The sequence below is a fragment of the Solibacillus sp. FSL R5-0691 genome (assembly GCF_037974225.1).
Taxonomy (GTDB): domain Bacteria; phylum Bacillota; class Bacilli; order Bacillales_A; family Planococcaceae; genus Solibacillus.
On the sequence record NZ_CP150231.1, the window covers coordinates 1,322,965 to 1,347,806 of the forward strand.

At 38.1% G+C, this 24,842-nt stretch carries 24 protein-coding genes and 1 other annotated feature; of the genes, 18 read left to right on the plus strand and 6 right to left on the minus strand.

The genetic code is table 11. The features are described from left to right. Positions 1-32 precede the first annotated feature (32 nt). The 9 genes from MKY51_RS06410 (at position 33) to MKY51_RS06450 (ending at position 10,003) form a co-directional block, all read left to right on the plus strand. Entirely contained in the window at positions 33-1,145 is a 1,113-nt protein-coding gene (locus tag MKY51_RS06410) for a CaiB/BaiF CoA-transferase family protein (RefSeq protein WP_339175990.1), read from the plus strand. A gap of 180 nt (positions 1,146-1,325) precedes the next feature. Then, on the plus strand, positions 1,326-2,093 hold the full coding sequence (gene yidC / locus MKY51_RS06415; RefSeq protein WP_339175991.1) for a membrane protein insertase YidC: 768 nt from the start codon (positions 1,326-1,328) through the stop codon (positions 2,091-2,093). Positions 2,094-2,532: 439 nt separating this feature from the next. Next, positions 2,533-2,751, plus strand: a binding site (T-box leader). A 37-nt stretch (positions 2,752-2,788) separates the two neighbouring features. Next, on the plus strand, positions 2,789-4,468 hold the full coding sequence (gene argS, locus MKY51_RS06420; RefSeq protein ID WP_339175993.1) for an arginine--tRNA ligase: 1,680 nt from the start codon (positions 2,789-2,791) through the stop codon (positions 4,466-4,468). Between the two features lie 124 nt (positions 4,469-4,592). Continuing rightward, positions 4,593-5,447 (plus strand): alpha/beta hydrolase, encoded by an 855-nt coding sequence (locus MKY51_RS06425; protein ID WP_339175995.1) that lies wholly within the window; start codon positions 4,593-4,595, stop codon positions 5,445-5,447. A gap of 39 nt (positions 5,448-5,486) precedes the next feature. Further along, the gene (locus MKY51_RS06430; protein ID WP_339175997.1) at positions 5,487-6,068 is read left to right on the plus strand and encodes a GNAT family protein; all 582 of its coding nucleotides are present in this window, start codon (positions 5,487-5,489) and stop codon (positions 6,066-6,068) included. Positions 6,069-6,259: 191 nt separating this feature from the next. After that, the gene (locus MKY51_RS06435; protein WP_339175998.1) at positions 6,260-7,330 is read left to right on the plus strand and encodes a 3'-5' exonuclease; all 1,071 of its coding nucleotides are present in this window, start codon (positions 6,260-6,262) and stop codon (positions 7,328-7,330) included. A gap of 103 nt (positions 7,331-7,433) precedes the next feature. Continuing rightward, positions 7,434-8,270 (plus strand): type II pantothenate kinase, encoded by an 837-nt coding sequence (gene coaW / locus MKY51_RS06440; protein ID WP_339175999.1) that lies wholly within the window; start codon positions 7,434-7,436, stop codon positions 8,268-8,270. Between the two features lie 138 nt (positions 8,271-8,408). Further along, entirely contained in the window at positions 8,409-8,807 is a 399-nt protein-coding gene (locus MKY51_RS06445) for a MarR family transcriptional regulator (RefSeq protein ID WP_339176001.1), read from the plus strand. 5 nt (positions 8,808-8,812) lie between these two features. Beyond that, positions 8,813-10,003: an MFS transporter gene (locus tag MKY51_RS06450; RefSeq protein WP_339176002.1), complete on the plus strand. Its 1,191-nt coding sequence runs from the start codon at positions 8,813-8,815 to the stop codon at positions 10,001-10,003. Between the two features lie 106 nt (positions 10,004-10,109). Here the strand turns inward: MKY51_RS06450 and MKY51_RS06455 are convergent, their stop codons facing one another. After that, positions 10,110-10,499 carry a reverse transcriptase-like protein gene (locus MKY51_RS06455; protein ID WP_339176003.1) on the minus strand — a complete coding sequence of 130 codons (390 nt, stop codon included), beginning with the start codon at positions 10,497-10,499 and terminating at the stop codon, positions 10,110-10,112. Between the two features lie 111 nt (positions 10,500-10,610). Between MKY51_RS06455 and MKY51_RS06460 the strand changes: the two genes are divergently transcribed. Further along, entirely contained in the window at positions 10,611-10,802 is a 192-nt protein-coding gene (locus tag MKY51_RS06460) for a zinc-finger domain-containing protein (protein WP_008404740.1), read from the plus strand. 313 nt (positions 10,803-11,115) lie between these two features. Here MKY51_RS06460 and MKY51_RS06465 read toward each other — a convergent pair whose 3' ends face one another. Both MKY51_RS06465 and MKY51_RS06470 read right to left on the minus strand, forming a co-directional pair. Further along, complete coding sequence (locus tag MKY51_RS06465) at positions 11,116-12,111, minus strand: SEC-C metal-binding domain-containing protein (protein ID WP_339176004.1); 996 nt, start codon at positions 12,109-12,111, stop codon at positions 11,116-11,118. A gap of 234 nt (positions 12,112-12,345) precedes the next feature. Beyond that, positions 12,346-13,245 carry a DMT family transporter gene (locus MKY51_RS06470; protein ID WP_339176005.1) on the minus strand — a complete coding sequence of 300 codons (900 nt, stop codon included), beginning with the start codon at positions 13,243-13,245 and terminating at the stop codon, positions 12,346-12,348. 226 nt (positions 13,246-13,471) lie between these two features. On the opposite strand from MKY51_RS06470, the gene MKY51_RS06475 reads away from it, so the two are divergent. From MKY51_RS06475 to MKY51_RS06485, 3 genes are all read left to right on the plus strand, one after another. Beyond that, entirely contained in the window at positions 13,472-14,344 is an 873-nt protein-coding gene (locus tag MKY51_RS06475; RefSeq protein WP_339176006.1) for a LysR family transcriptional regulator, read from the plus strand. A 13-nt stretch (positions 14,345-14,357) separates the two neighbouring features. Beyond that, positions 14,358-15,023 carry a phosphopantothenoylcysteine decarboxylase gene (locus MKY51_RS06480; RefSeq protein WP_339176008.1) on the plus strand — a complete coding sequence of 222 codons (666 nt, stop codon included), beginning with the start codon at positions 14,358-14,360 and terminating at the stop codon, positions 15,021-15,023. Between the two features lie 72 nt (positions 15,024-15,095). Then, positions 15,096-15,902: a VOC family protein gene (locus MKY51_RS06485; protein ID WP_339176010.1), complete on the plus strand. Its 807-nt coding sequence runs from the start codon at positions 15,096-15,098 to the stop codon at positions 15,900-15,902. A gap of 43 nt (positions 15,903-15,945) precedes the next feature. Here MKY51_RS06485 and MKY51_RS06490 read toward each other — a convergent pair whose 3' ends face one another. Then, complete coding sequence (locus MKY51_RS06490) at positions 15,946-16,146, minus strand: cold-shock protein (RefSeq protein ID WP_079526068.1); 201 nt, start codon at positions 16,144-16,146, stop codon at positions 15,946-15,948. A gap of 191 nt (positions 16,147-16,337) precedes the next feature. Between MKY51_RS06490 and MKY51_RS06495 the strand changes: the two genes are divergently transcribed. Further along, positions 16,338-18,017 (plus strand): formate--tetrahydrofolate ligase, encoded by a 1,680-nt coding sequence (locus MKY51_RS06495; RefSeq protein ID WP_339176011.1) that lies wholly within the window; start codon positions 16,338-16,340, stop codon positions 18,015-18,017. A gap of 157 nt (positions 18,018-18,174) precedes the next feature. On the opposite strand, the gene MKY51_RS06500 is transcribed toward MKY51_RS06495, so the two are convergent. After that, positions 18,175-18,327: a hypothetical protein gene (locus tag MKY51_RS06500; RefSeq protein ID WP_176142076.1), complete on the minus strand. Its 153-nt coding sequence runs from the start codon at positions 18,325-18,327 to the stop codon at positions 18,175-18,177. A 277-nt stretch (positions 18,328-18,604) separates the two neighbouring features. Between MKY51_RS06500 and MKY51_RS06505 the strand changes: the two genes are divergently transcribed. From MKY51_RS06505 to MKY51_RS06520, 4 genes are all read left to right on the plus strand, one after another. Beyond that, positions 18,605-19,237 (plus strand): HD domain-containing protein, encoded by a 633-nt coding sequence (locus tag MKY51_RS06505; protein WP_339176013.1) that lies wholly within the window; start codon positions 18,605-18,607, stop codon positions 19,235-19,237. Further along, complete coding sequence (locus MKY51_RS06510; RefSeq protein ID WP_339176014.1) at positions 19,234-21,120, plus strand: ABC-F family ATP-binding cassette domain-containing protein; 1,887 nt, start codon at positions 19,234-19,236, stop codon at positions 21,118-21,120. Before MKY51_RS06505 ends, MKY51_RS06510 begins: the two co-directional genes overlap by 4 nt. A 10-nt stretch (positions 21,121-21,130) precedes the next feature. Continuing rightward, positions 21,131-22,252: a virulence factor gene (locus MKY51_RS06515; RefSeq protein ID WP_339176016.1), complete on the plus strand. Its 1,122-nt coding sequence runs from the start codon at positions 21,131-21,133 to the stop codon at positions 22,250-22,252. A gap of 306 nt (positions 22,253-22,558) precedes the next feature. Beyond that, complete coding sequence (locus MKY51_RS06520; protein WP_339176018.1) at positions 22,559-23,755, plus strand: aldehyde dehydrogenase; 1,197 nt, start codon at positions 22,559-22,561, stop codon at positions 23,753-23,755. A 66-nt stretch (positions 23,756-23,821) separates the two neighbouring features. On the opposite strand, the gene MKY51_RS06525 is transcribed toward MKY51_RS06520, so the two are convergent. Beyond that, positions 23,822-24,712, minus strand: coding sequence for a DMT family transporter (locus MKY51_RS06525; RefSeq protein WP_339176019.1), 891 nt, complete (start codon positions 24,710-24,712; stop codon positions 23,822-23,824). Between the last annotated feature and the right edge of the window lie 130 nt (positions 24,713-24,842).

The window sequence follows — 24,842 nt, forward strand, 5'->3', positions numbered from 1 at the left end:
GGCCTTGATTTATTTTTGGAAGGATGAGAGTTATGTTGTTAAAAGGATTAAAAGTATTGGATTTCTCCACATTATTGCCAGGTCCGTTTGCGACAATGATGCTTGCAGATCTCGGAGCAGAAGTGGTACACGTCACAAAACCGGTAGAAGATGGTAAGGAGTGGGGACCGGACGAGTATTTGCAGCGTTCTAAAAAATCGCTGGCGGTCGATTTAAAATCTCCGGAAGTTGTCGCATCCATAAGGGAACTATTAAAGGAACAGGAATACGATATTGTTGTTGAACAGTTCCGGCCTGGTGTGATGGCACGACTTGGTCTCGATTATGATTCATTAAAAGCGATTAATTCTGGCTTAATATACTGCTCCATTACTGGCTACGGACAGACTGGCCCTTACAGTGAACGTGGCGGGCATGATATTAACTATGTCGCATTGGCGGGGCTGCAAGGTTATTCAGGAACAAAAGAAAGCGGACCGGCTAATATTGGTTTTCAGGTGGCAGATTTGGCGGGAGGTTCCATGCATGCGGTAATCGGTATTTTGTCGGCAGTCATTTACCGTGAAAAAACGGGAATCGGGCAGCATCTGGATATTAGTATGACAGATTGTGCTTTAACGCTAAATGCTTTATTTGCCCATGATCATTTAGCAGAAGGAAAACCGCTTGCACGTGAAGAGCTGATCTTAAACGGCGGATCATTCTATGGTTACTACGAAACGCTGGATGGCCGGTACCTTTCAGTCGGCAGCCTGGAACCGAAATTCAGGCAGCAGTTGTGTGAGGCAATCGGATCCCCGGATTTACTCCGATTAGCAATGAGTAGTAATCCGGCTGATTTGGCAATGCTGAAAGAACAGCTCGGAAGTACATTCCTGCAAAAGACATTGGAAGAGTGGCAATCTATTTTTTCTGAAGTCGATGCTTGTGTGGAGCCGGTATTATCTTTTGAAGAAACGGTTGCCCATCCACTTTTCAAGGCCCGAGAAATGTTTGTGGAAATTGAAAAGCCGGATGGAACTACACAAAAACAGATTGCTTGTCCGATTAAGTCCAATCTTTTCAAGGCATCTTACGGGACAATCGGGGTAAAAGCCGGGACACATAATGAAGATATATTGGGGAGCCTGTTAAAGAAGTCTTAGGGGAGAGTCATTTAGAAAAATGGATTTACGGTTTATAATTATGGTGGAACATGTAAATAATATTAAGTTTAATTACGTTCATATTAAAAAAACTTAACATTTATAAGAGTTATTACTGTTCATTTATCGAAAAATATTTTAAGATATAGACGAATTACAAGATTGTTGAGCAGGTGAACTATGAAAAACTTAAAACTTAGTGTTTTCCTTCTAACTGTTCCACTTTTACTGGCAGGCTGTGAAAGTGTTGAAAACAAAGAAGGCTTCTTCTATTCAACATTTGTACGTCCAATGGATTGGACATTAAACACATTTGGTGAATTATTTAACGGCAGCTATGGATTGGCTATTATTGCTATTATTTTAATTATTCGTCTCGTACTAATGCCGTTTATGCTTAAAACTTACCGCAGTCAAGCTACTATGAAAGTGAAAATGGATACGGTCCGTCCACAAATGGAAGATATCCAGGCACGTTTAAAAGCAGCAAAAACTCCGGAAGAAAGAATGACTGTTCAGCAGGAAATGATGTCGCTCTACAAAGAACATAATATTAATCCGCTAAATATGGGCTGCCTGCCAGCGCTTATACAAATGCCGATTATTATGGGCTTATACTATGCGATTTTATATTCGGCCGAAATTAAAACCCATTCATTCCTATGGTTTGACCTTGGCTCTACAGATATTTGGATGACTGCCATTGCAGGTATCGTTTATTTTGTACAAGCAAAAGTATCGCTTCAAACCGTACCAGAAGCTCAGAAGAATCAAATGAAACTGATGATTTACGTATCACCAATCATGATTGTCATTATTTCATTATCTTCGATGGCTGCACTCCCACTGTACTGGGCAGTCGGAGGGTTATTCTTAATTGTCCAAACATTCATTGGACGTAAGTTTTTCTCAAACATCCCTGAAACTAAGGGAAATGAATCAAAATAAGTTATGCCGCTGCTAAAGGCTTACTGAATTAAACTACTGAGACAATGTTTTCAGTAGTTTTTTTGGGTTCTGCTTAGTGTGGTAAGTGGTGCAATCTTCTAATAAGCTAGCGGATTGTTCTAATATATTTTAAAAAGTTCTAATAAAATCCTGATCTTCTAATATAATGGCCAGTTGTTCAAATAAGTGGTCGAGATCTTCCAATAAAGCATTCAGTTGTTCTAATATGTCCCAAGCATTTTCTAATATCTGTCTCATTTGTTCTAATAAAGACTATATGAGTTAAACGAACACCCTTAAACTAAAGGAAAACATGAGTTGCCTGCATTTATTTCCCCAGATTTTCTAAAATAAAGTCTGTATTGTCTAATAAAGGCCACAGATTATCTAATAAACACTGTTGACAATAATACCCTTTAATGGATATAATTCAGTAAATTTAAATTCGATGAAAAAGACAGTATTTTACAGATGTTTTGGAAAGCGAGCCGGGGATTGGTGTAAGCCTGGTGCAAAATATGTAAATGAAACGCACTTTGGAGAAGCGGTCTGAACATAAGTAGGATCTGCCGGGGAGTCACCTCGTTAACAATGGAAAGTGGTCACGTTTGTGGCAACTAGAGTGGTACCACGGGAATTCGAAGCTCTCGTCTCTATTTGGAGACGGGGGCTTTTTTATATTGGGAGGGGATAACATGTATAAACGTATTGCATCAATAATTCAAGACGCTTTGCCGCAAAAAATCATAACGACAGATGAAATTGAACAACTACTGGAAAAGCCAAAGTATGAGCATTTAGGGGATGTAGCTTTTCCATGCTTTACGCTTGCCAAAACATTAAAGAAAGCCCCGAATATGATCGCTCGGGAAATAGGCGAAAGAATTAAAAATGAACTTATACAGGAAGTGCAAGTAGTTGGCGGCTATATAAATCTATTTTTAAATAAGCTGCAAGTGACAAGAAGCGTCATTACTCGGATTATGTCAGCTCCAGAAGCATACGGCCAACAACAATCGCAGCATAAAAACATTGTAATCGATTTTTCATCACCGAATATTGCAAAGCCATTCTCCATGGGTCATCTTCGTTCTACAGTTATTGGCAATGCACTTGCAAATATTGCAGAAAAAAACGGATACAACGTTGTCCGGGTAAATCATCTTGGCGACTGGGGTACCCAATTTGGCAAATTGATTGTGGCATTTCGTTTATGGGGAGAAAAAGAGCGTGTTGAACAAGCACCTATTGAAGAGCTTTTAAAACTTTACGTGAAGTTCCATGATGAGGCGGAATCCAATGACAACCTAAATGAGCAAGCGAGATCTGCTTTTAAAGCGCTCGAAGATCAGGATCCGGAGGCATTGGAATTATGGAATTGGTTTAAAGGTGCTTCTTTACAAGAATTTAAGCAGATTTATGATCAGCTCCATATTGCGTTTGATTCTTATGAGGGGGAAGCTTTTTATAATGATAAAATGCAGCCTATTGTTGAGGAATTAAATAAGAAGCAATTACTTAAAGAGTCGCATGGCGCAAATGTTGTGGAGCTTGAAGACATGCCGCCTTGTTTAATAACTAAGCAGGACGGTGCAACATTATATGCGACACGTGACTTAGCCGCAGCATTTTATAGAAAGAAGCGTTATGAACCAGCCAAAGTTTTCTATGTAGTAGGGAATGAGCAAACACTGCATTTTAAACAAGTATTTCAAGTTATTTCAAAAATGGGCTATCCATGGGCGGAAAATCTGAAGCATGTACCATTTGGAATGATACTGAAAGACGGAAAAAAGATGTCGACTCGTAAAGGTAGAGTCATTTTATTGAAGGATGTATTAAAGGAAGCAGTGGATACAGCGTCAAGAAATATAGAGGAAAAAAATCCAACTTTAAATAATAAACAAAATGTAGCTGAGCAAGTAGGCATTGGCGCGGTAATATTTAATGATTTAAAAAACTTTCGCTTAAACGATATTGAATTTTCATTACCTCAAATGTTGAATTTCGAAGGTGAAACAGGACCATATGTACAATATACTCATGCCCGGATTCATTCCATTTTAGATAAAGCAAAGTATAAAGCTGATAAGGAAATACCCGTAGGAGAATTAGAAGATTCGGCTTGGGCTGTCATTTTGCTGTTGCAACAATATCCTCAAGTAGTTACAGACAGTTTTGAACAAGTGGATCCATCCTTAATTGCGAAATATGTATTGCATTTAGCACGGATGTTCAACAAATATTATGCAAATACAAAAATATTAGTAGAAGATCAACAACGTGAAAATCGTTTACAGCTATGTTTTGCAGTAGCAACCGTATTAAAGGATGGTTTAAAGTTACTAGGCATCCAATCACCTGAAAGAATGTAATTTAAACGGACTTAATGGTGATTTAAGTGCTTTATAAATCCTATAAAGATATAAATACTCATTGTCTCCGTTCATTAACTATGCGAAAATTTATTAGAATATTGGAAAAATAAGGAGTGGGACTATGTGGGAACAGCAGCTAATTGAAACAACGCGAGGAGTTTTTGAAGTTTTTACAAAAGGCGAGGGGAAACCGCTCTGTGTGACACATTTATACAGCGAATTTAATGCAAATGGCAATCGGTTTGCGGAAATGTTTGTCCCGTATTATAAAGTGCATTTAGTAAATTTACGTGGCTGCGGAAAATCGACGGATGATGTGTCCATCTTTAACTATGGCATGCAGGATAGTGTAGCGGATCTGGAGTCAATACGAACAGCATTGGATTATGATGCATGGGGCTTTGCGGGGCATTCAACAGGGGGAATGCTTGCATTAAATTATGCGATTTTGCATCCGGAAAGCGTGGAATTTATCGTAGCTGGCGGTCTCTGTGCTTCTGCAGAATATATGCACCACCCTGCGAGCATTTACTGCAAGAAAAATCCGAACAATAAAAGAATTCTTGAGATTTTAGCAATGCTGGCTGATCCGTCATCAACAATCGAACAAAGAAGAGCGGGCTCTAAAGAATGGGCACTCATGTCGCTGTATAAAGAACAGAGCTATGAAAATATGATAAGCCGGCCAAGCAGCGGGAAAACCGTTTCAAAAAGACTGGATTATTTTTCGTATAAAGAGCTCCAAGACTTCGATTTGCGACCGCAATTACCAACTGTAAAAACGAAAGCTTATATATACGGCGGATTATACGATGCGCAATGTCCATATAAATTTGCAGTGGAAGCAGCGTATTTATTGGCGAATGCGACTTTGACGACCTTTGCAGAAAGTAACCATAACCCGTTTATTGAGGAAGAAGAAAAGTTCTCGGATTTTGTCCGGAATCTGTCCCAAGTTCATTCTTCACAATTATAAGGAAATAGCCAATTTGATATCGTGAAAAGGGAGAAATATATGGAAGAAATCATATTAGAAAATGAAATCGTCAAGTTAAGACCTGTACAAATAGATGATGTTGAAGCAATTACCGCTGCCGCGAATGATGCGCGGATTTGGGAGCATATGTCGGTAACATTGCTTTCTAAAGAAGCGGTACAAAACTATATTGAAAATGCGATTAAAGAGCGGGAGAAAGGTATTTCCTATATGTTTGCGGTTATCGATAAGAAAACGGACGCCATTGTAGGCTGTACCTCTTTTCTTGATATTTCATTTCCGCATAAAAGATTGGAAATAGGGTCTACTTGGTATAACCCGAGTGTTTGGCGCTCAGCGATTAATACAAATTGCAAGTTTTTATTGTTTCGATACTGCTTTGAAGAACTTCAATTAAATCGTGTTCAAATTAAAACAGGTCACGAAAACTACCGTTCGCAAAAAGCGATTGAACGGATTGGCGCAGTAAAAGAAGGGGTTTTGCGCAATCATATGATCCGAAAAGAAGGAATCATTCGCCATACCGTTATGTATAGTGTCATTCTGGAAGATTGGACACAACTTAAAGCCAAGTTCATCGATCGTTTATTAAAATATTGAAATAAAGTGGATAAATGAATGTTATTGATAAGTTTTTATAAGAAAATCGCATTTTTTCAAGCTATTTAACACGAATTGTGTGGAATAAACGAACATTCTCGTGTCATATCCCATATTTTCATATACAATAAGAGAGTTAAATCTTTAATGGGAACATCTTATCCTGTTAAATTTATATAGATTCGGTGTAGGTGAAAAATTTGGGACGAACGAAAACATATATAAGTATAGATATAGAAGCCGCCCTGATACGCGGTAAGCAGTATATTATTGAAATTGGTGCGGTGAAATGGCTTCCTGATGGTACGACAGAAACGTTTACTCAGCTAATTCAGCCATATAAATTCAAAAAGCTGAATGCACATATTCAGAAGTTAACAGGTATCACGACAGAACAGCTAATTGATGCCCCTTCCTTTAAAGAAGCTTTTCATAAATTTAAGCGCTGGTGCAAGCAGGATTATGTATTTTTGACATTTGGAGAATTTGATCGGAAAGTGCTCGAAGAAGAGCTGTCACGCAATTATATAAAAAATGATTGCTTATACCCGATGATCGATTTCCAGCAAAAATATATGATTGCCAATGGTTTAAAAGAGCAGCCTTCATTGGGAGGGTTAATGGCACAGCTTGGGTTGGAAAACGAAACACAGCACCGTGCATTAGCCGATGCGGCAAGTCTGCTATCAATCTTCGTTAAAGTTGATGGAGATCAGCTCATTGAACAGCAGCAAACGAATGATTTTATTTTATTGCTGACAAATTTCAGGATGCTAGAAACGACGTACGAACTTGTCATCTCAGTAACGAATTGTAAAATCGAGGATGATCGGATAACGGTCAATTCAATGAATATTTTCCGTGATGAGCTTCCTTTTACTGTACAAATAGTCGAACGTGTTGGAGAAGATGGAGAAAAAACGACTTCAGAGAAAATTTCGATTAAACCGAATGCACAGGCAAAGCAGTTCTTGCAGCAAATTTCCGAGAATATGGACGGGAAAATTTTAATTTCACGTACGGCATTGCGATCAATGTCAAAAATCTTGAAATTGCATCAAGTGACTTTGCCGAAAACAGAAGTGATGACATTAGTAAATTTATTAAGAAAAGAAGAGATAATTGCAAGATTTAATTTGGATGATGAACCTACCAATACATATGAGGCAAGAGTGTTAAGTTTGCTTAATAAGTATGAGCATATGTTTGTTGCTGAGTTTTATAAACGGGCATTAATCGAGAAAAATATAATACAAGTATAATAAATTCTCCATTTTTAGGAGAATTTTTTCTTTAATGCCGACTCCTATTACGTTATGATAGGGGGGTACGAATCACTCGTGGGATAATAAAGGAGATTAATTTATGTCAGCATGGATTGGAATTGATACAGGGGGTACGTTAACTAAGCTTGCCTATTTGGATGAACAGCAGGAGCTGAAATTGACGGTCTTTCCATCTAACGAAATGCACTTAGTAAAAGAATGGTTGGAAAATCATCCTCAAGTTGAAGAAATCGGCTTAACCGGAGGACGGACTGAGCAATTGCGGGACGTTTTAAAGACGATGAAGTCGATTGAATATATAGTTGAATTTGAAGCAACTTTAAAAGGTGTGCGCTATTTGCTGGAAAAAGAAGGACACAGTATTGATCAAAGTATCATTACGAATATCGGTACAGGTACATCGATCCACTATATGGATGGCAATACACATGCCAGAGTAGGCGGTACAGGAGTAGGCGGCGGTACCTTAATCGGACTTTCTACTATTATGACCGGAATCTCAGACTTCGATGAAATAAAAGCAAACGCTTACAAAGGCAAGCGGGAAGGCATTGATCTGCTTGTAAAAGATATTTATCAAGGAATGGATACACCGATCGACGGCAATTTAACTGCCAGTAATTTTGGGAAGGTCGGCATTACCGATCAACGTGAATTTGAACAAAATAATCTCCTTGCGACAACACAGGGGCTGATCGGTGAAGTGATTTCCACATTAAGTATCCAGCTAGCCGTACAGTATAAGACGGAGCACATCGTCTATATCGGATCCACGCTGATCGATAATGAACAGCTTGTAAAGGTAATTGAACATTATACTATATTAAAAAAACATAAACCTGTTTTCTTGGAAGATTGCGGTTTTTCCGGCGCGATTGGTGCATTGTTAAATGTACGTGAGCACAGCAGAAAATAATGGACAGCATTTAGGCTAGCAATATAGTTTAAATGCTTCTTTTTTTTCATTTTCATCTTAATTGCTTTACATAGAAATTTAAGAAGCGTAAAATAGGAAAAGTGAATTATTTAGTTAGGTAAATAAGGAGTGATTGCGATGAATCCGTTATTTCATATACTTTTTCAGCAAAATCGTTATTTAGTAAAACAGTTAAATGATGTTTTAAAACAACATGGACTATTCAGCTCACAATGGACGGTTCTTTTTTTATTGCATCAAAACGGGAAGATGACACTTACAGAAATATGGAAGTACCTGGATGTGGAAGCACCGACTGTTACAAGAACAGTCACTCGTCTGGAAACACTGGGATGGGTGGAAAGGGTGCAAGGAGCGGATAAACGCGAAAAAATGATTGACTTAACGGCTAAAGCGTTGGAACTGTTTCCTAAAATTGAGGAATCCGTCCTTTCATTCGAACGGAAAATGACGGGAAATTTAACTGAGGAAGAACAGGCGCTCCTTATTCAATTATTAAAGAAGATGGAAGGTTAGAATATATGGAGCTTCAAGAACAAACAAATAAAATATTTACTAAGCGATTTATTAGTCTATTCTTTACGAATATGTCGATATTTCTAGTGTTTTACGGGTTGATCACGACATTGCCTTTATATGCAATCGGTGAATTAGGGAAATCGGATGATGATTCAGGACTGCTTGTAACCGTATTTTTAATTTCAGCGATAGTCGTTCGTCCGTTCAGCGGGAAGCTGCTGGATCTCTTTGGGAAAAAACGATTACTGATTATCAGTCTTATCCTTTACTTTGCATGTACGGTATTATATTTATTTTTTAAACCATTTTTGCTTTTATTGGCGCTTCGTTTTTTCCAGGGGATATGGTTTAGTATTGCAACAACAGCTTCAGGCTCTTTAGCAGCCGATATCGTTCCAAAAAGACGTAAAGGGGCAGGGTTGGGCTACTTTGCAATGTCCACAAATTTAGCGGTTGTATTCGGTCCTTTTATCGGATTGCTTATTATCCAATATTCAAGTTTTGATATGCTGTTTATTGTCTTATCTGTCTTTGTGGCAATCGGCAGTTTGCTTGCCTTATCTATTCAGACGAATGATTTGCCAAAACCGGTCGTAATAGACCGCAACTTTAAATTTTCATTTAATGATTTATTTGAACGAAGTGCATTACCGCTTGCCGCACTCGCCAGCTTAGTCGCGTTTTCTTATGCAAGTGTTCTATCGTTCTTATCGCTTTATGCGGAACAAAAGGATTTACTCAGTGTTGCCAGCTATTTCTTTGCAGTATTTGCTGTTGCGATGATTTCGGTCCGTCCATTTACAGGGAAAATCTATGATACGATGGGTGCCAAATTCGTCATTATTCCTTCATTCTTTATATTCGCGTTAGGGCTGATAATCCTTGGCAATGCCAATCAGGAAATTCCGTTTCTATTATCGGCGATCTTTATTGGTGCAGGGTATGGTACGTTGACAACGAGTTTTCAGTCCTTATGTATCCAGGCTACGACAATTCAGCGGAGCGGCTATGCAACAGCCACTTATTTTACGCTGTTTGACATAGGGATTGCGATTGGATCATATCTACTGGGGATGGTAGCGGTAAATCTTGGCTATGAATTTGTGTATTATATTGCAGCATTTATAATTATTGTCGTATTTGCACTATACATGCTCTTGCTCAATCGTCAAAAACAAAAAACAGAACAATAAGAAAAACGATTCATCGTTCCATTTGTGGAATAGATGGATCGTTTTTTGCCACTATTATATAGTAGGTTTTTTTATGTTTGAAAATGACTGTAATTAAGGGAAGTACTTAATTATTTTTTAAAATCGCTTCGCGTGCAAGAACATCTGCTGCTTTGTTTTCTTTATCGGGAATCCATTTTATGAAAAATAGATCAAATTGTTCAATTAAAGTGAGTGCCCGCTCTAAATAAGGTTTGAATTCCTCGTTTTTCACATAAGCTTTGTCAATCGAACTGACGACAATTTTCGAATCGGAGCGCATGGAAACAAAAGATGAACCGATTTTTAAAGCTTCTTCCAAACCACGTAAAAGCGCAATAAATTCGGCCTGGTGATTGTTTGTAATCCCGATTGGTTCACTGATTTTTATCTGTTGTCCTTCACCTTTTATAAATACCCCAATCCCGCTAGGACCGGGATTTCCGGCACTGGCGCCATCTATATAGACTTCTAACATATTTTCGCTCCTTTAATGTTCTGTTCGTTTAAGTATAACAAATACATGTAAGTTGGAGAAAATAAAAAAATAGCGTACAATAGTAAAACAAATTATCGGGAGGTACATGACTTGAATAAAGTAGATGTTATGAAAGATATTGATGAATTAATGGATATGTACTGCGCTGATTGTCTCGTCATTCAGGACCTTCGTAAAGAACGAGGAAAACATGGTGCGCACCGTTTCTGCATTGAATCTTGTACAGTAGGGGAACAGCTTCAGTTTCTTGGTAAAGAAATAATGAAAGTTTCCGAAAAATAATAATTTTAGAACATTCTTCTTACTATTGAATAATAATGTTTTTTTGATATAATAATTAAGTATTTCTTATTTGCCTTGTATAAATCTCTGGTACAGGTTTATTTTTTAATAGGTAAATGACTTCAGCGGAGTGGTTACCGTTGAAAAATTTCTTCATTTTTTAATTCCTTTTTATAGCTGAAAAGGAGGAGGCAGCTTGTAATATGTAGCGCATAACTACTATATTACAAGTTGTTTTTTTGTGGTCATATTTAATAATCAGCGCAAATGAAAAAGCTACTTTCGACGTCTCGAAAGTAGCTTTTTGCTTTTATTAATTTGTAACAAGTTGCTTTTCATTATAGAAAGCATTTAATTCCTGATAATATTTATTTAAAGAAGAAGGAGAAACACTGAAGCTTTCGCCGATTTCTTTAACAGTGAACTTTTGTTCGAATAAGTCATTATCCTGACCAAATCTTACTGCACCGGCAGCGATAGCGCCTGCTTTACGTGCTGTTGGCTGTTTTTCGACTAAGTAATCTTCAACAATCGCTATGAAGCTTTCGTTACCGATCGCTTTTTCCGCCATAAAGGCTTTTAACTGTTCCACGACTTCCTGTTCGAAAGGTGTAAACTCTTCCCCTTCATAGCCGTTTTCAACTAAGCCTTCCCATAATAATAAATGGTTTTCTTTTGTGAACTGCTCAACAGGTAAACGGCTAGCTTTATAAGCCTCTGTAAACTGTTCAAAAGAAATCGCATGTTCTTTATGGAAGAAGATTAGTGTAGAGACAGCTAATACGTGATTTTCCTTGTTTGAACCATCCGGTAATAAAAAGGCGAACACACGCATTCCTAGAGGGATTGATTTGTGGCTTTCACGTTGAATGTGATAAGTTGTGCCAGTTAATGCAGAGATAGCTGTAAAGTAATCATCTTTCACATCTTCGACAGTTCCGATGAAGAATATCGGCTGTTCCCATGATTTCAATAAGTCGATCATAGATGGGCGAAGCGCCTTTTTAGCTGTTTTTGCTAAGAAGTTCTGCCAAATATCAGGGCGTTGATGGAAGAAATATTCGTCCAATGCAACGGCTTCCACTAATTCCTTGTGCAATTTCTTTTCTAATTTCGGTGCCCATTTACGAACCAATTCCATAAATTCACGGATATCTTTTCGTTCCGGGTAATTACTATAGAAAGTCTGTAATACGTTTTCGATTTCTTCCTGGAAAACGTTTTGTGAAGTTACTTGATTTTTTCCTTCACAACATTTTTTGTATTTTTTTCCACTACCGCATAGACATGGGTCATTACGTCCAATCATTGTAACACTTCCTTTAATACAACTTTTAAATACTAATGTCGCAGTATTGCTACTAATAATAATAACGTCAGATTGTTATTATGAAAACTGATTATGTTTTTAGAACTATCAGAAAAATTGTTGCATTTTACATTATATTAAACTTTATATAAAAATAGAACAATAATAGAGTTAATTCTATCACTAATCTATAAAAAAAGAGACATGGCACGCTCGATGCGATGTCTCTTCCTATTATAACGTAGTTTCAGAGTGAGTAGGTGCTGGTATTTTTTTCATTGCTACAAATTGTTCGAGCTGGGCAACAGTATTCCCGATTAAAATAAATGCGCCACCAATGACAAGTTGTGCAGTTAAACCTTCTCCCAGGAAAATCATCGCAAATATAGCTGCAAAAATAGGCTCAAGCGAAAAGATCAGCCCTGTATGTGTAGGGGAAGTGTATTGTTGTACAACAGCTTGTGCAATAAAGCAAAACGCGGTACAAATAATACCTAATCCAAGTACAGCAATCCAACCGGAAGAATTGGACGGGAACATCGGTGATTCGAACATTATTGTGAACACTGCTCCGAACAAGCCGGCAACACCTAACTGATAAACACCATAAGAAATCGACTCGACATTTTTAGTAAATCGACTATTTAAGATTAAGTAGATTGAATAGCAAACTGCTGCAATAGCAACTAATATATCCCCGATTTGGAATGTCATAGATTCTCTCATAGTCAAAACGGTAATACCAATCATTGTAGCAACAACGGCGAAGCTAACTGCTCGTGAAGGGAGCCGTTTTTCAATAAAGCTTGTCATGATCGGCACTAAGACAACTGTTAAACTAAGTATAAATCCTGCATTCCCGGCAGAAGTCGTTTTTAGTCCCACCAATGATAAGGCGAAAATTGTAAACAATAAGAAGCCTTGTACAGATGCATATAAAATCGTTTTTATGTTTACGCGCAACATCTTCGGTAAAAAGATTAGCCCTGCAATGATAAATGCGATTAAGCATCGAAGTGCTACAACATTAAAAGCTTCCAAACTTTCCAGTCCCATGACCATGAATGTATAGGACAGCCCCCAAAACATTGTAACAATCACCATTAAAATATTTGCTTTACCTTGTAAACTCAAAGATGTCACCACATTTCTAAAAAGTAAGTTGTAAATAATAAGTAAAAATATGTATTAGAAGACAAATTCAACTATAAGGTTTATAGAATTAAAATCTTATATCTTCTACAAATCCGTTCTGTTATAAAACAGTATAAACAGGAAGTTGTGATTAGTAAAACGAATGTTTATAATGAATGATATGAAAATAATTCATGTTTAAAATTGAATAGTGGAGTGAATTATAATGAGCTTAGTCAAATATGAAATTTTAAATAAAGTGGCGGAAGTACATAGTTTTACTAAAGCGGCTTCTGTGTTAGGACTCACACAATCAGCTGTAAGTCATGCTGTTTCAAGTTTGGAAAAGGAATTTGGCTTTAATTTAATTCACCGGAACCGTACAGGAGTAACGTTGACTGAAGATGGGATGAAAATGCTTTATGAAATGCGCAAAGTATTATTGGCGGAGGAGCATCTTCAGCAGACGGCATCAAATATTATAGGGGTTAGCCAAGGGACAGTAAGAATTGGTCTTATCTCAACAATCTCTACACATTGGATGCCGAACATCATTCACATTATGGATTCAGAGTACCCGGGCATTCGCATTGAATTGCGTGAAGGGGATTATTATGAAATTGAACAATGGCTCCTGCAAGGGGAAGTTGATTGCGGATTTTTAAACCGGACAAGCTCCAAACAATTCGATTTTATGCCTTTAAAACGGGATCCTCTGTTATGTATTGTGTCGTCGCATAGTCCGCTATATGATAGAACAGAGATCGATTTATTTGAAATTGAAGAAACACCGATCATAATGCCTTCCTATAAAGGGACAAATGATGTGATGACGACATTTGAAAAATATGGTGTATTCCCGAATATACGTTTTGAACTTTATGACGAAAAGGCGATCGTATCAATGGTGGAACATAATCTAGGTATTAGTATACTGCCAGAAATGGCGATATCGATGTTGCCGGACACTGTAAAAGCACTGCCTCTTGTACAGGAAAGTTACCGGATCCTCGGATTATCGACGAAGCAGAAGCTTTCACCGGCATCGCAAAAATTTGTGGAAATATTAAAACAGTGGCTGGAAAACGAAGAACAGTAAAAGGGGAACAATCATGCTAACAGGGAAAAAAGTATTGATCACGAGTGGCGGGACATTCGAGAAATGGGATAATGTCCGCGGCCATACGAATTTATCAAAAGGAACAATGGGATGCTACTTGGCAGAGGGAGCACTTGAAAAAGGTGCGGATGTCATTTATATGCATGGTGTATTTACACAGCTGCCTGAACATCAAAATGAGATGAAGCTCATCCAATTTGAAGGGATTGAAGATTTAGGGAACAAATTAAAATCAGTTCTTGAATCCGAGCATATCGATTATGTCATTATGGCTGTGGCCGGCTCGGACTGGCTTATTGATAAAGTGTTCGATCAGCAGGGGAATGAACTGACGGAAAAAGGGAAAATGCCATCTGATGAGCCTCCGATTATCCATTTTAAAAAGGCGCCGAAAATATTGGCACAAATTAAAAACTGGTCACCGGATACGACTTTAATCGGCTTTAAACTGGAAGCAACGGAAGATGAATCATTTTTATTACAAAGAGCTTCTACAAGAATGGAAACGGCAAAAGCGGATTATATGGTCGCAAATAGCTCCAAATCATTGTATGGTGCAATGGAGCCCCATTATATTATTCATAGGTCCGGGGAGACCGTTAAAGTTGATGGGAAAATGGCCGCTGCAACGGCATTAATTAATGCCATTTCTAGATAAAGAATTTTTTATTACCTGTATAGGGTTTGATTTAAATTTTAAATCTACTTTTTAATGAAAAGAGGTTGAAGCATGTACCAGTTTGATCATCTCGTCCATTTTGTCCCATATCCAGAACAGACAATGTTAAAGCTCCAAGAGGAAGGTCTCCATGTTGTTCCGGGAGGAAGTCATGAAGCGTGGGGTACATATAATACACTGAGCTATTTTGATTTGACTTATATTGAACTGATCGGCATTGAAAATGAGAAAAAGTTCCAGGAAGCTGCCAATAAGAGTTATTCATTACATGCGAGCTATAAAGAAAATCGCCGACGTGACGGATTGACGCGTTTTGCCGTTCGTACAACAACGATTGAAGAAGACGCGAAATTATTCGCTAGAGCGGGTTTGGATGTAGTAGGACCTGAACGTTTTTCAAGAAAAAGGGATGATGGTACCGTAGTAAGCTGGCAACTGCTTTATATTGGTCATCCTAAATCGAAAATTGAATTCCCTTTTTTCATTCAATGGGATGAAGCAGATTCACTTCGACGTAAGGAACTAACGGACCGTGGGATTATAGCAAAACATCCTTTAGGGGATTTAGCGATCCAAGCTGTCCATTTTGTTGTGCCGAATTTTGATGCAGTTGAGCAAATTGCCCAATTATGTGGTGCGACCATTTTAAAAAAGGTAAATCAGGAAGAAAACGTAGAGTATTCGATTATTCTGCTCGATGAAGTGAAGCTTATTTTTGTCAAGCCGATTGGTGAAGGAGCCGCTTGGAATTATATGCTCGAAAATGGCTATGGCATAAAAAAGGTTGTCCTTACAGGTGCAAAAGAACAAAAGCAAATTACAATCGATGGGGCACAATATGAAATAAACAAGAAATAAAAAAAGGCTGTAAACGATCAACCCTTTTCGTTTACAGCTTTGTCTATTTTTTTATAACATTCGCTGCCTGCGGACCCCGGATGCCATCGACTAAATCGAATTCAACCACTTGTCCTTCATCCAGTGAACGAAATCCTTCTTCTTGTATGCCAGTAAAGTGTACAAAAACATCTTCACCATTCGCAGATTCTATAAATCCATAACCTTTTTCATTATCAAACCATTTTACAGTGCCTTGGTGCATCCGCTTTCTCCTCCGATACTGTCAAAATCAATTGATGAAACATAAAGATTCCAGAATATTACGAATAAACTATATACTATACATATGTTAACTGTCAATAATTTGTCGATTTATGCACTATATTTAAATTATTAATTCTGATAAAACAAACTATAATAAGGTGACTACATATTTAGAAAGCAGGGCGAAGCATGACAACTACTACGAAGAAACCATTAACAGATATTGAAATAGCCAATCAGGCAACTATGAAGCCGATTTTGGAAATTGCTGAAAATGCAAATATTCCGTTAGATGCAGTTGAACAATACGGTCGCTTTAAAGCAAAAATTGATACAAGTAAAATTAGTGGTGAAGCAACGGCGAATGTTGTACTTGTAACAGCGATTAGCCCTACACCAGCAGGAGAAGGAAAATCTACCGTAACAATCGGTTTGGCGGATGCACTGCACCAACTGGATAAGCGGGTAATGGTTGCTTTACGTGAGCCTTCATTAGGACCGGTTATGGGTGTGAAAGGCGGCGCTACTGGCGGCGGGTATGCACAAGTATTGCCGATGGAGCAGATCAACTTGCATTTCAATGGAGATTTCCATGCGATTACAACTGCAAACAATGCATTATCAGCCTTGATTGATAATCATCTCCATCAAGGGAATGCATTGAATATTGATCCGCGACGTATTGTCTGGAAACGTGTACTGGACTTAAATGACCGTGCACTGCGTCATGTGACAGTCGGTTTAGGTGGTCCAATGCAAGGTGTACCTCGTGAAGACGGGTTTGATATTACAGTCGCTTCAGAAATTATGGCCATTTTCTGTTTAGCAACAGGTATGAAAGATTTGAAACAGCGTCTTGCACGTATTGTAATCGGTTATACGTATGATCGTAACCCGGTAACTGTTGGTGATTTACAAGTAGAAGGAGCACTCGCTCTTATTTTGAAGGAAGCAATGAATCCAAACTTGGTTCAAACAATTGAAGGCACACCGGCCCTGATCCATGGTGGACCATTTGCCAATATTGCCCATGGATGTAATTCAATTACAGCAACGCAAACAGCACGTAAACTTGCGGATATTGTTGTAACAGAAGCAGGATTTGGTTCCGATTTAGGGGCGGAGAAGTTTTTAAATATTAAAGCACGTGAAGCAGGATTTAAACCGAGCGCTGTTGTTATTGTTGCGACAATTCGTGCACTAAAAATGCATGGCGGTGTAGCAAAGGCTAACTTAGTGGAAGAAAATGTGGACGCATTAAAACAAGGTATTGCCAATTTAGCACAGCATGTAGCCAATGTTCGTAACTTTGGGTTAGAGCCGGTCATTGCTTTAAATCGTTTTATTACGGATTCTGAACAGGAACTGAAAGCTGTTTTACAATGGGCTGCAGCAAATGAAGTTCGGATTGCCCGCACGAATGTTTGGGAAGAAGGCGGTAAAGGCGGTATTGAGCTTGCCGAAAAAGTACTCGAAGTAATTGAACAGCCGAATACTTTCCACCATTTATATGATTTGCAAGAAACCGTGGAACAAAAATTAACGAAAATTGTACAACAGGTGTATGGTGGTGCAGGTGTGCAATTAACGGATGCTGCGAAAAAACAGTTAGCAGTCATCGAAAAAAATGGGTGGGACACTCTGCCGATCTGTATGGCGAAAACACAATATTCATTGTCAGACCAGCCAAGTCTAGTTGGCCGACCAACTGATTTCATTGTAACGATTCGTGAAATTCTGCCGAAGCTGGGGGCAGGATTCCTCGTTTGCTTAACAGGAGATATTATGACGATGCCAGGCTTGCCAAAACAGCCTGCAGCTCTAAATATGGACGTGGCAGAAGACGGAAGTGCGCTTGGATTATTTTAATCAAAATAAGAGATAACTGCCGGAGAAATTTATGTCAAAGGACATAGTAAAACCGCAGCGATAAATAAAAGTAAAAGAAACGTATTCGTTTGATAATTCATTCGAATACGTTTCTTTTATTTGCAGTGGAAGCTTTGTTCAATTTTACGTTCGTTCATTAAAACATAATTTGTAGAAGGTTAGTTGCAATCATAAAAGTTGCGCTTAATCCGTATGCAACCGAACCAATTAAAATTGGTGAAATTACAATTAGACCCTTACGTTGGCTATCGTTCATATTTGGTGCTACAGCTTGCATCATTCTTTGCATAAATAACACTCCTTTTTTCTGTTTTATGTTTTCTTATTGCTATTATATGATGTAAATTTGTAAAATACAAGCATTTAGTTCACATTTTAGACAAAAATTATCTTTGAATAATTACTGATACTTGATTTTTTGAATGAAAGTTGCTATATGAAGGGGGTTTCCAAAAGAGTTGGAAAGACCGAATCATTTAACAATTATGGTGTTAAATAACTGAAGTCATCTTGCTTCTCATGGTAATATGATTATGTAAACTCTTAAAAGAAAATGGTGAATGGAAATGTCCGAAATAATCGTACGGTGTGAACAATTAGTAAAAGAAATTTATGAAACGATGGATGCAAGCCATGATTTTCAACATATTGAGCGTGTCTATCAAAACGCTATGACAATACTTAAATCTGAGCCTTCAGCAAATAAAAAAATTGTAAGTTTAGCCGTGCTGCTGCATGATGTCAGTGATGAAAAGTATGCAGCGGATAAACAGCAGGAACAGCGGATTTTGGATGAACTTGATTTAACGGAAGAGGCAAAACAGCATATCCGTACAGTCATTGCGGAGGTTTCATTTAATGGGGGCAATGAACGGGATATTACAACAGTGGAATCAAAAATTGTTCGGGATGCAGACCGGCTGGATGCAATTGGTGCAGTAGGGATTGCGCGTACGTTTGCTTACGGTGGTGCAAAAGGACGCAAGTTGTATGATGATGCAGAAGAAGTGCGTGTCAATATGACGAAAGAACAATACCGCAGTCAATCCACAGCGTCTGTTACGCATTTTTATGAGAAACTTTTATTGTTGAAAGATTTAATGGTAACTGCAAAAGGGCGCGAAATGGCTGAAGAACGTCATGCCTTTATGGTACAATTTTTAGAGCAGTTAAAAAAAGAGAGAGACGGGATTTCATGAGTCATTTAATCGTATCAAATTTAACAAAAACAGTTGGCGATAAAACGCTATTTCAAAATATTGAATTTACCATTTATGAAGGGGAACGTGCAGGCTTAATCGGGATAAACGGAACAGGAAAATCCACATTATTATCGATTATTGCAAAAAAACAGGATGCCGATACAGTGGAATTCGACCATCCGAATAAGTACCGTATTGCTTATTTGGAACAAGATCCGCAATTTCCGGAACATTTAACGGTTTTACAAGCGGTATTTAGCGGAGATTCACCGATATTGCAGCTAAACCGTGCCTATGAAGAAGCGGTAGCCGCATTGTCACAAAATCCGCAATCTGAAAAACTGCAAAATGAATTATTCCGTTTACAGCAGCAAATGGATACGGAAAATGCCTGGGACGTCAATGCATTGGCAAAGCAAGCATTAACGAAGCTCGGAATCGACATGTTCGACCAGCAAGTCACTAGCCTATCGGGCGGACAGCAAAAACGTGTGGCATTGGCAAAAGTATTAATCGAACCGGCAGACTTATATTTACTGGACGAGCCAACAAACCATTTGGATGTTACATCGACAGAATGGCTGCAGGAAATGGTGTCACGCCTAAAAGGAGCGGTAATCTTTATTACCCATGACCGCTATTTCCTTGATGAAACCGCAACACATATATATGAATTGGCAGATAAAACGTTGTACCGCCATACAGGTTCGTATGGGGATTTCCTTGAAGCTCGGGCGATTCGTGAAGAAATGAATGCAGCATCACAGGCCAAATTACAAAATCGTTACCGCTCGGAATTAAAATGGATTCGTCGCGGGGCAAAAGCGCGAACTACAAAACAAAAGGCCCGTATTCAGCGTTTCGAAACGTTGGATGAATCCATCGATCGTTCGAATGACCAGTCCGATCTTGAACTGGGGCTTGCAACAACGCGTTTAGGAAAAAAAGTACTGGAATCAGATGGAATTTCCAAAGCTTACGGTGACCGGGTGATTATTCAGGATTTCGAATTTTTACTGCAGCATGGGGACCGTATTGGCATAATTGGAGCAAATGGTTATGGTAAATCGACACTTCTTAACATGCTCGCAGGTGAAATTGAACCGGATAAGGGCGAGGTAGTTGTCGGATCAACAGTAAAACGTCTTCATTTCAAGCAGGCACTGCCAGCAATGAATGAAAATGCACGAATGATCGATTATATTCGTGAAGCTTCAAATGACATTACCGATTCAGACGGTGTTCGTTACTCAGCATCACAAATGCTCGAACGTTTCTTATTCCCGCTGAATACACATGGTACGCCGATCAGCAAGCTTTCAGGCGGAGAGCGCAAAAGACTTCATCTGCTTCGTCTATTGATGGAACAGCCGAACGTATTACTTTTAGATGAGCCGACAAATGATTTGGATATCGAAACATTAGGTGTTCTGGAAGATTTTATCGAAAACTTCCCGGGTGTTGTCATTACAATTAGTCACGACCGTTTCTTCCTGGATCGCATTGCGAAAAAGCTATGGATTTTGGACGGAAAAGGCGGCGTATCGGAAAGCTTGGATGTGTATACCGACTATTTAGCAAAACGCGAGTCGGAACTGCAGCAGGAAGCGAAAGAGATGAAGCAGGAAAAGCCGAAAGTTGAAAAGCAGAAAACAGAAAAGAAAAAGCTATCATTCAAAGAGCAGAAAGAATGGGAAACGATTGCCGATACGATTGCTCAAGTTGAAGAAAAAATTATGTCGACAGAAGAGGAAATTTCATCAGCTGGTTCGGACTTTACAAAACTTCAGCAGCTGACGTCCGATTTAGAAAAACTAAATGAGGAATATGAACAATTAATCGAGCGCTGGAGCTATTTAGACGAAATCGCAAATGGATAGGAGCATAACAATGAAAATTTTATCAATTGAACCAACCCCAAGTCCAAATTCAATGAAAGTAATTATCGATCAGGATTTACCATTTGGTAAAAGTTTTAATTATACGAAAGACAACATCGGTGAAGCATCACCTGAGCTGCAGGCCATCTTTGCAGTAGAAGGTGTAAAAGGCATTTACCATGTATCGAATTTCCTGGCGATAGAACGTAATGCGAAATTTGCCTGGGAAAATATTTTGGCGGACATTCGCCGTGCAATTGGCGGAGAGGCAACTGAAACTACGGAATATGAGATGAATGAGCATTATGGGGAAGTAAATGTACATGTTCAAATGTACAAAGCGATTCCATTGCAAATTAAAGCTTTTGACGGTGAAGGGGAAGTACGAATTAGCGCAGGAGACCGTTTTACAACAGCTTTCAAACGTCTGCAGTTCAGTGTGACGGATGAAAATTATATTTTTGAACGAAAATGGGTCGATTTCGGTGTTCGCTATGGCGATAAAGAGCAAGTTGTACAAGAGGTACTAAAAGAGGTGGATGCACTTTATCCGCAAGACCGAGTTGAATCGATTGTCCAGTCTGCTAATGAACAGGTTGTAACAGCAGCACAAGAGCGGAAAGAAGTGTCATTGGAGCAATATGAGCAAGTGGAAGACTGGCAGCAGCGATTCCAGTTGTTAGATCAATTACCGGATCCGGAAGTAAAGGATATTCCGTTGTTTGAAAAAGCGCTGGAAGACGAGCAAATGTCTATTCGACGCCTTGCTACCGTTTATTTAGGAATGATCGAAGATGTTGCGGTTGTACCGGCATTAACGAAGGCATTGAATGATAAAAGTGCAGCAGTACGCCGTACAGCGGGCGACTGCATGAGTGATTTAGGGTTACCTGAATTTGAGCCGGCGATGATCGCTGCATTGGGTGACAAAAATAAACTTGTCCGCTGGCGTGCAGCAATGTACTTGTATGAAGTAGGGACAGAGCAGGCAATTGACGCCTTAAAAACAGCGAGTGAAGATAAAGAGTTTGAAGTAAAGCTTCAAGCAAAAATGGCACTTGCGCGTATTGAAGGCGGGGAAGAGGCAAAAGGTTCTGTCTGGAAACAAATGACGGAAAGCCGCAAAGCATAAAATTTAAGATGGCCTGATCATCAATCAAAAATGCTATTTTCTCCTGAGAAAATAGCATTTTTGATCGCTGTAAAAATTGTTTTCCATTTCTGAACACTAACCGCAGGCGTAGTGCCAACATATTGGTTAGTGTTTTAGTATTACTATATTCATAAAATAATATAGATTACCTACTACACAACTGTACTTCTAATAATTGGCAAATTCCTTTTTATTGTTAAACATTCTCACATTATCTATTAATAAATGGTATAATTTGAGAGAATGATATATATTTAGTAGTGTATAAAGAGAGGTGGGTCCATAATGGAGGAGCTATTGCTGAAAAATCCTAGTTCTTTAAGTGATGAACGTAAAGAAGCTTTATTAAATTTATTATACTCCGAACATTGTAATGACTCAATACTATTAAAAAGTGATGATTTTTATTTCATTTTTCATGATCTTTGGTCACTTTTTGAAATTGGGGAAGAGTACGAAAAAGAAATAATAGAAGAAGATATTAGACTGAAAGAATGGCGAATTTTCTTATTGGATTTTTTTTCAGCTAGAAATGCAAAAAAATTGCATTTTGAGTACTTAAAAGATTCCTCTGTAAAAAATTTTTTTATTGCACTATACATATGGAAAAAAATCAAAAAAAATCATTTTGAGGATATGCGAAAAGCGCTAAAAATTGAAAAATTAATTACTGAATATGAAAAGGAACTTGCAAATAGTCAAGACAACAGGGATATCTATCATGAAATTCACTTAAAAGTTCAAAGCTATTGGTACATGAATTTATATAAATTCAATACAATTTATGACAGAATCCTTGAGGAAGTAATGGAAGAAATAAAAGCGGTTGAGCTGCTATTTGATGATAAGATATGGGATACTATCAGCAATGATAATTTAAAGCAGTTTATGAATTATATTGAAGCAAAGCACTTTTCCGAAGTTTTGTTTTGGAAATCCAAATTCCAGACAGAACAATTTTTGAAAGTTGGACTTGATCCAAACAGTACATATGTTTTTTGTGTTCAAAAAGATATATCGATGAAACGCAGTCTTACGTTACAGAATGGATTGGCATTGGCCGTATCGGAATTTTCACAAAAAAATGAACAAAATTTTGTATTCTTATCATTCATAAAAGCCATTGTTCAGGAAATGATCACACATAAAGAGAGTCTGGATTTTAATAATTACTTTGAGCTGGATAAATCGTTCGGACTTAAAACAGAGCAGATTAACTATAAATATATTATCAATTATGCCTTTACGATGCTAAAGTTAGAATTATCTCATAGTAGCAGCGGCAAAATCTATTTAATCTGCAATGAATTACTGTTTGATGATTTTCCGAATGAAGAAGAATGGATAGAAGCTGTCACAGATTACAAAAAGTCGAAAAATATTGAAATTGTCGTTATTTATATGGGCGATAAAACGAAATTGCAGGCAATATGGTTTGCGGATAAAGTACTGATACCAAAGCAATTGGCACAGTTTGAATAGTAAAAAAACTCTAAATCGTGCGCGGAATAAGATCGCTGCAATTTAGAGTTTTTTTCGTTTCATAATTTATGAACTGCTTGTTTTTATCTTTTTTACGGTTTGTTCAGGCGTAAAGACGGTGTATAAAATACTTCCGAAAATCAGAACAATTCCGAGCACTTGCAATAGGCTTGGTCGGAAAGAAAGCAACACAGCATCCAATAAAATTGCTACTACCGGATCGACAAATACGAGTACAGATACAATGACTGTAGGAAGGTCTCGAACACTGTCAAAAAATAAATAGTAGACAAATCCCGTATGAATAAAACCAGTACCTAATATGTAGAGCCAGTTTGTATTTGTTAAACCTTCAAATGCCGCAAAATCGCAAAAAGGGAGCAACATGACGATACCTACAATTGTTTGAATATATGTAAGAGCATAGGACGACATACCGTGAATCGTTTTACTCGTAAACATTGTCAGTGCATAGCAGATGGCCGAAAGAAGCGCCCATATAAATCCAGAGTTCATAAATTGAGAGACGCTTGTAAAGCTATCAATACCAATTATGAGAATACTACCGAAAAAGCAAATGACTGTTGCACAAATCGCACCGATCCCCATTTTTTCTGCCAAAAACACCGAACCTAATATCAATACAAAAATTGGCGCCAAATTGTATATGGAAATGGCGATAGAGATCGACATCACTTCAAACGCTTTAAATAAAAATACCCAGTTTAACACAAGAAATATGCCGCAAATGACGGTTTTCAATATTTCGCTTTTATTCCAAACTTCTGTTTTTTTACCGCCTGTTATAAACCATAATCCGCCCAAAAAGAATGTGGCACAAATACAGCGAACAAAAACGAGTTCGACTGCAGGCAGGCCGGTTTGCGTAGTAAAGAAGCCGATAGAACCAAAAATAGCCATGGAGATAGTAAGTTTAATCATTGAGCGTATATTCATATGGCGAACCTGCTTTCATAATCCCGTATTGACGGGGCGTAATTTAACTGTCCCAAAAAGCCTAGATGCAGAGATTGACTCCCGCTTCTAGACTTTACAGAGCGGAAAAAATAGGGAAGGAAAAAGTCCC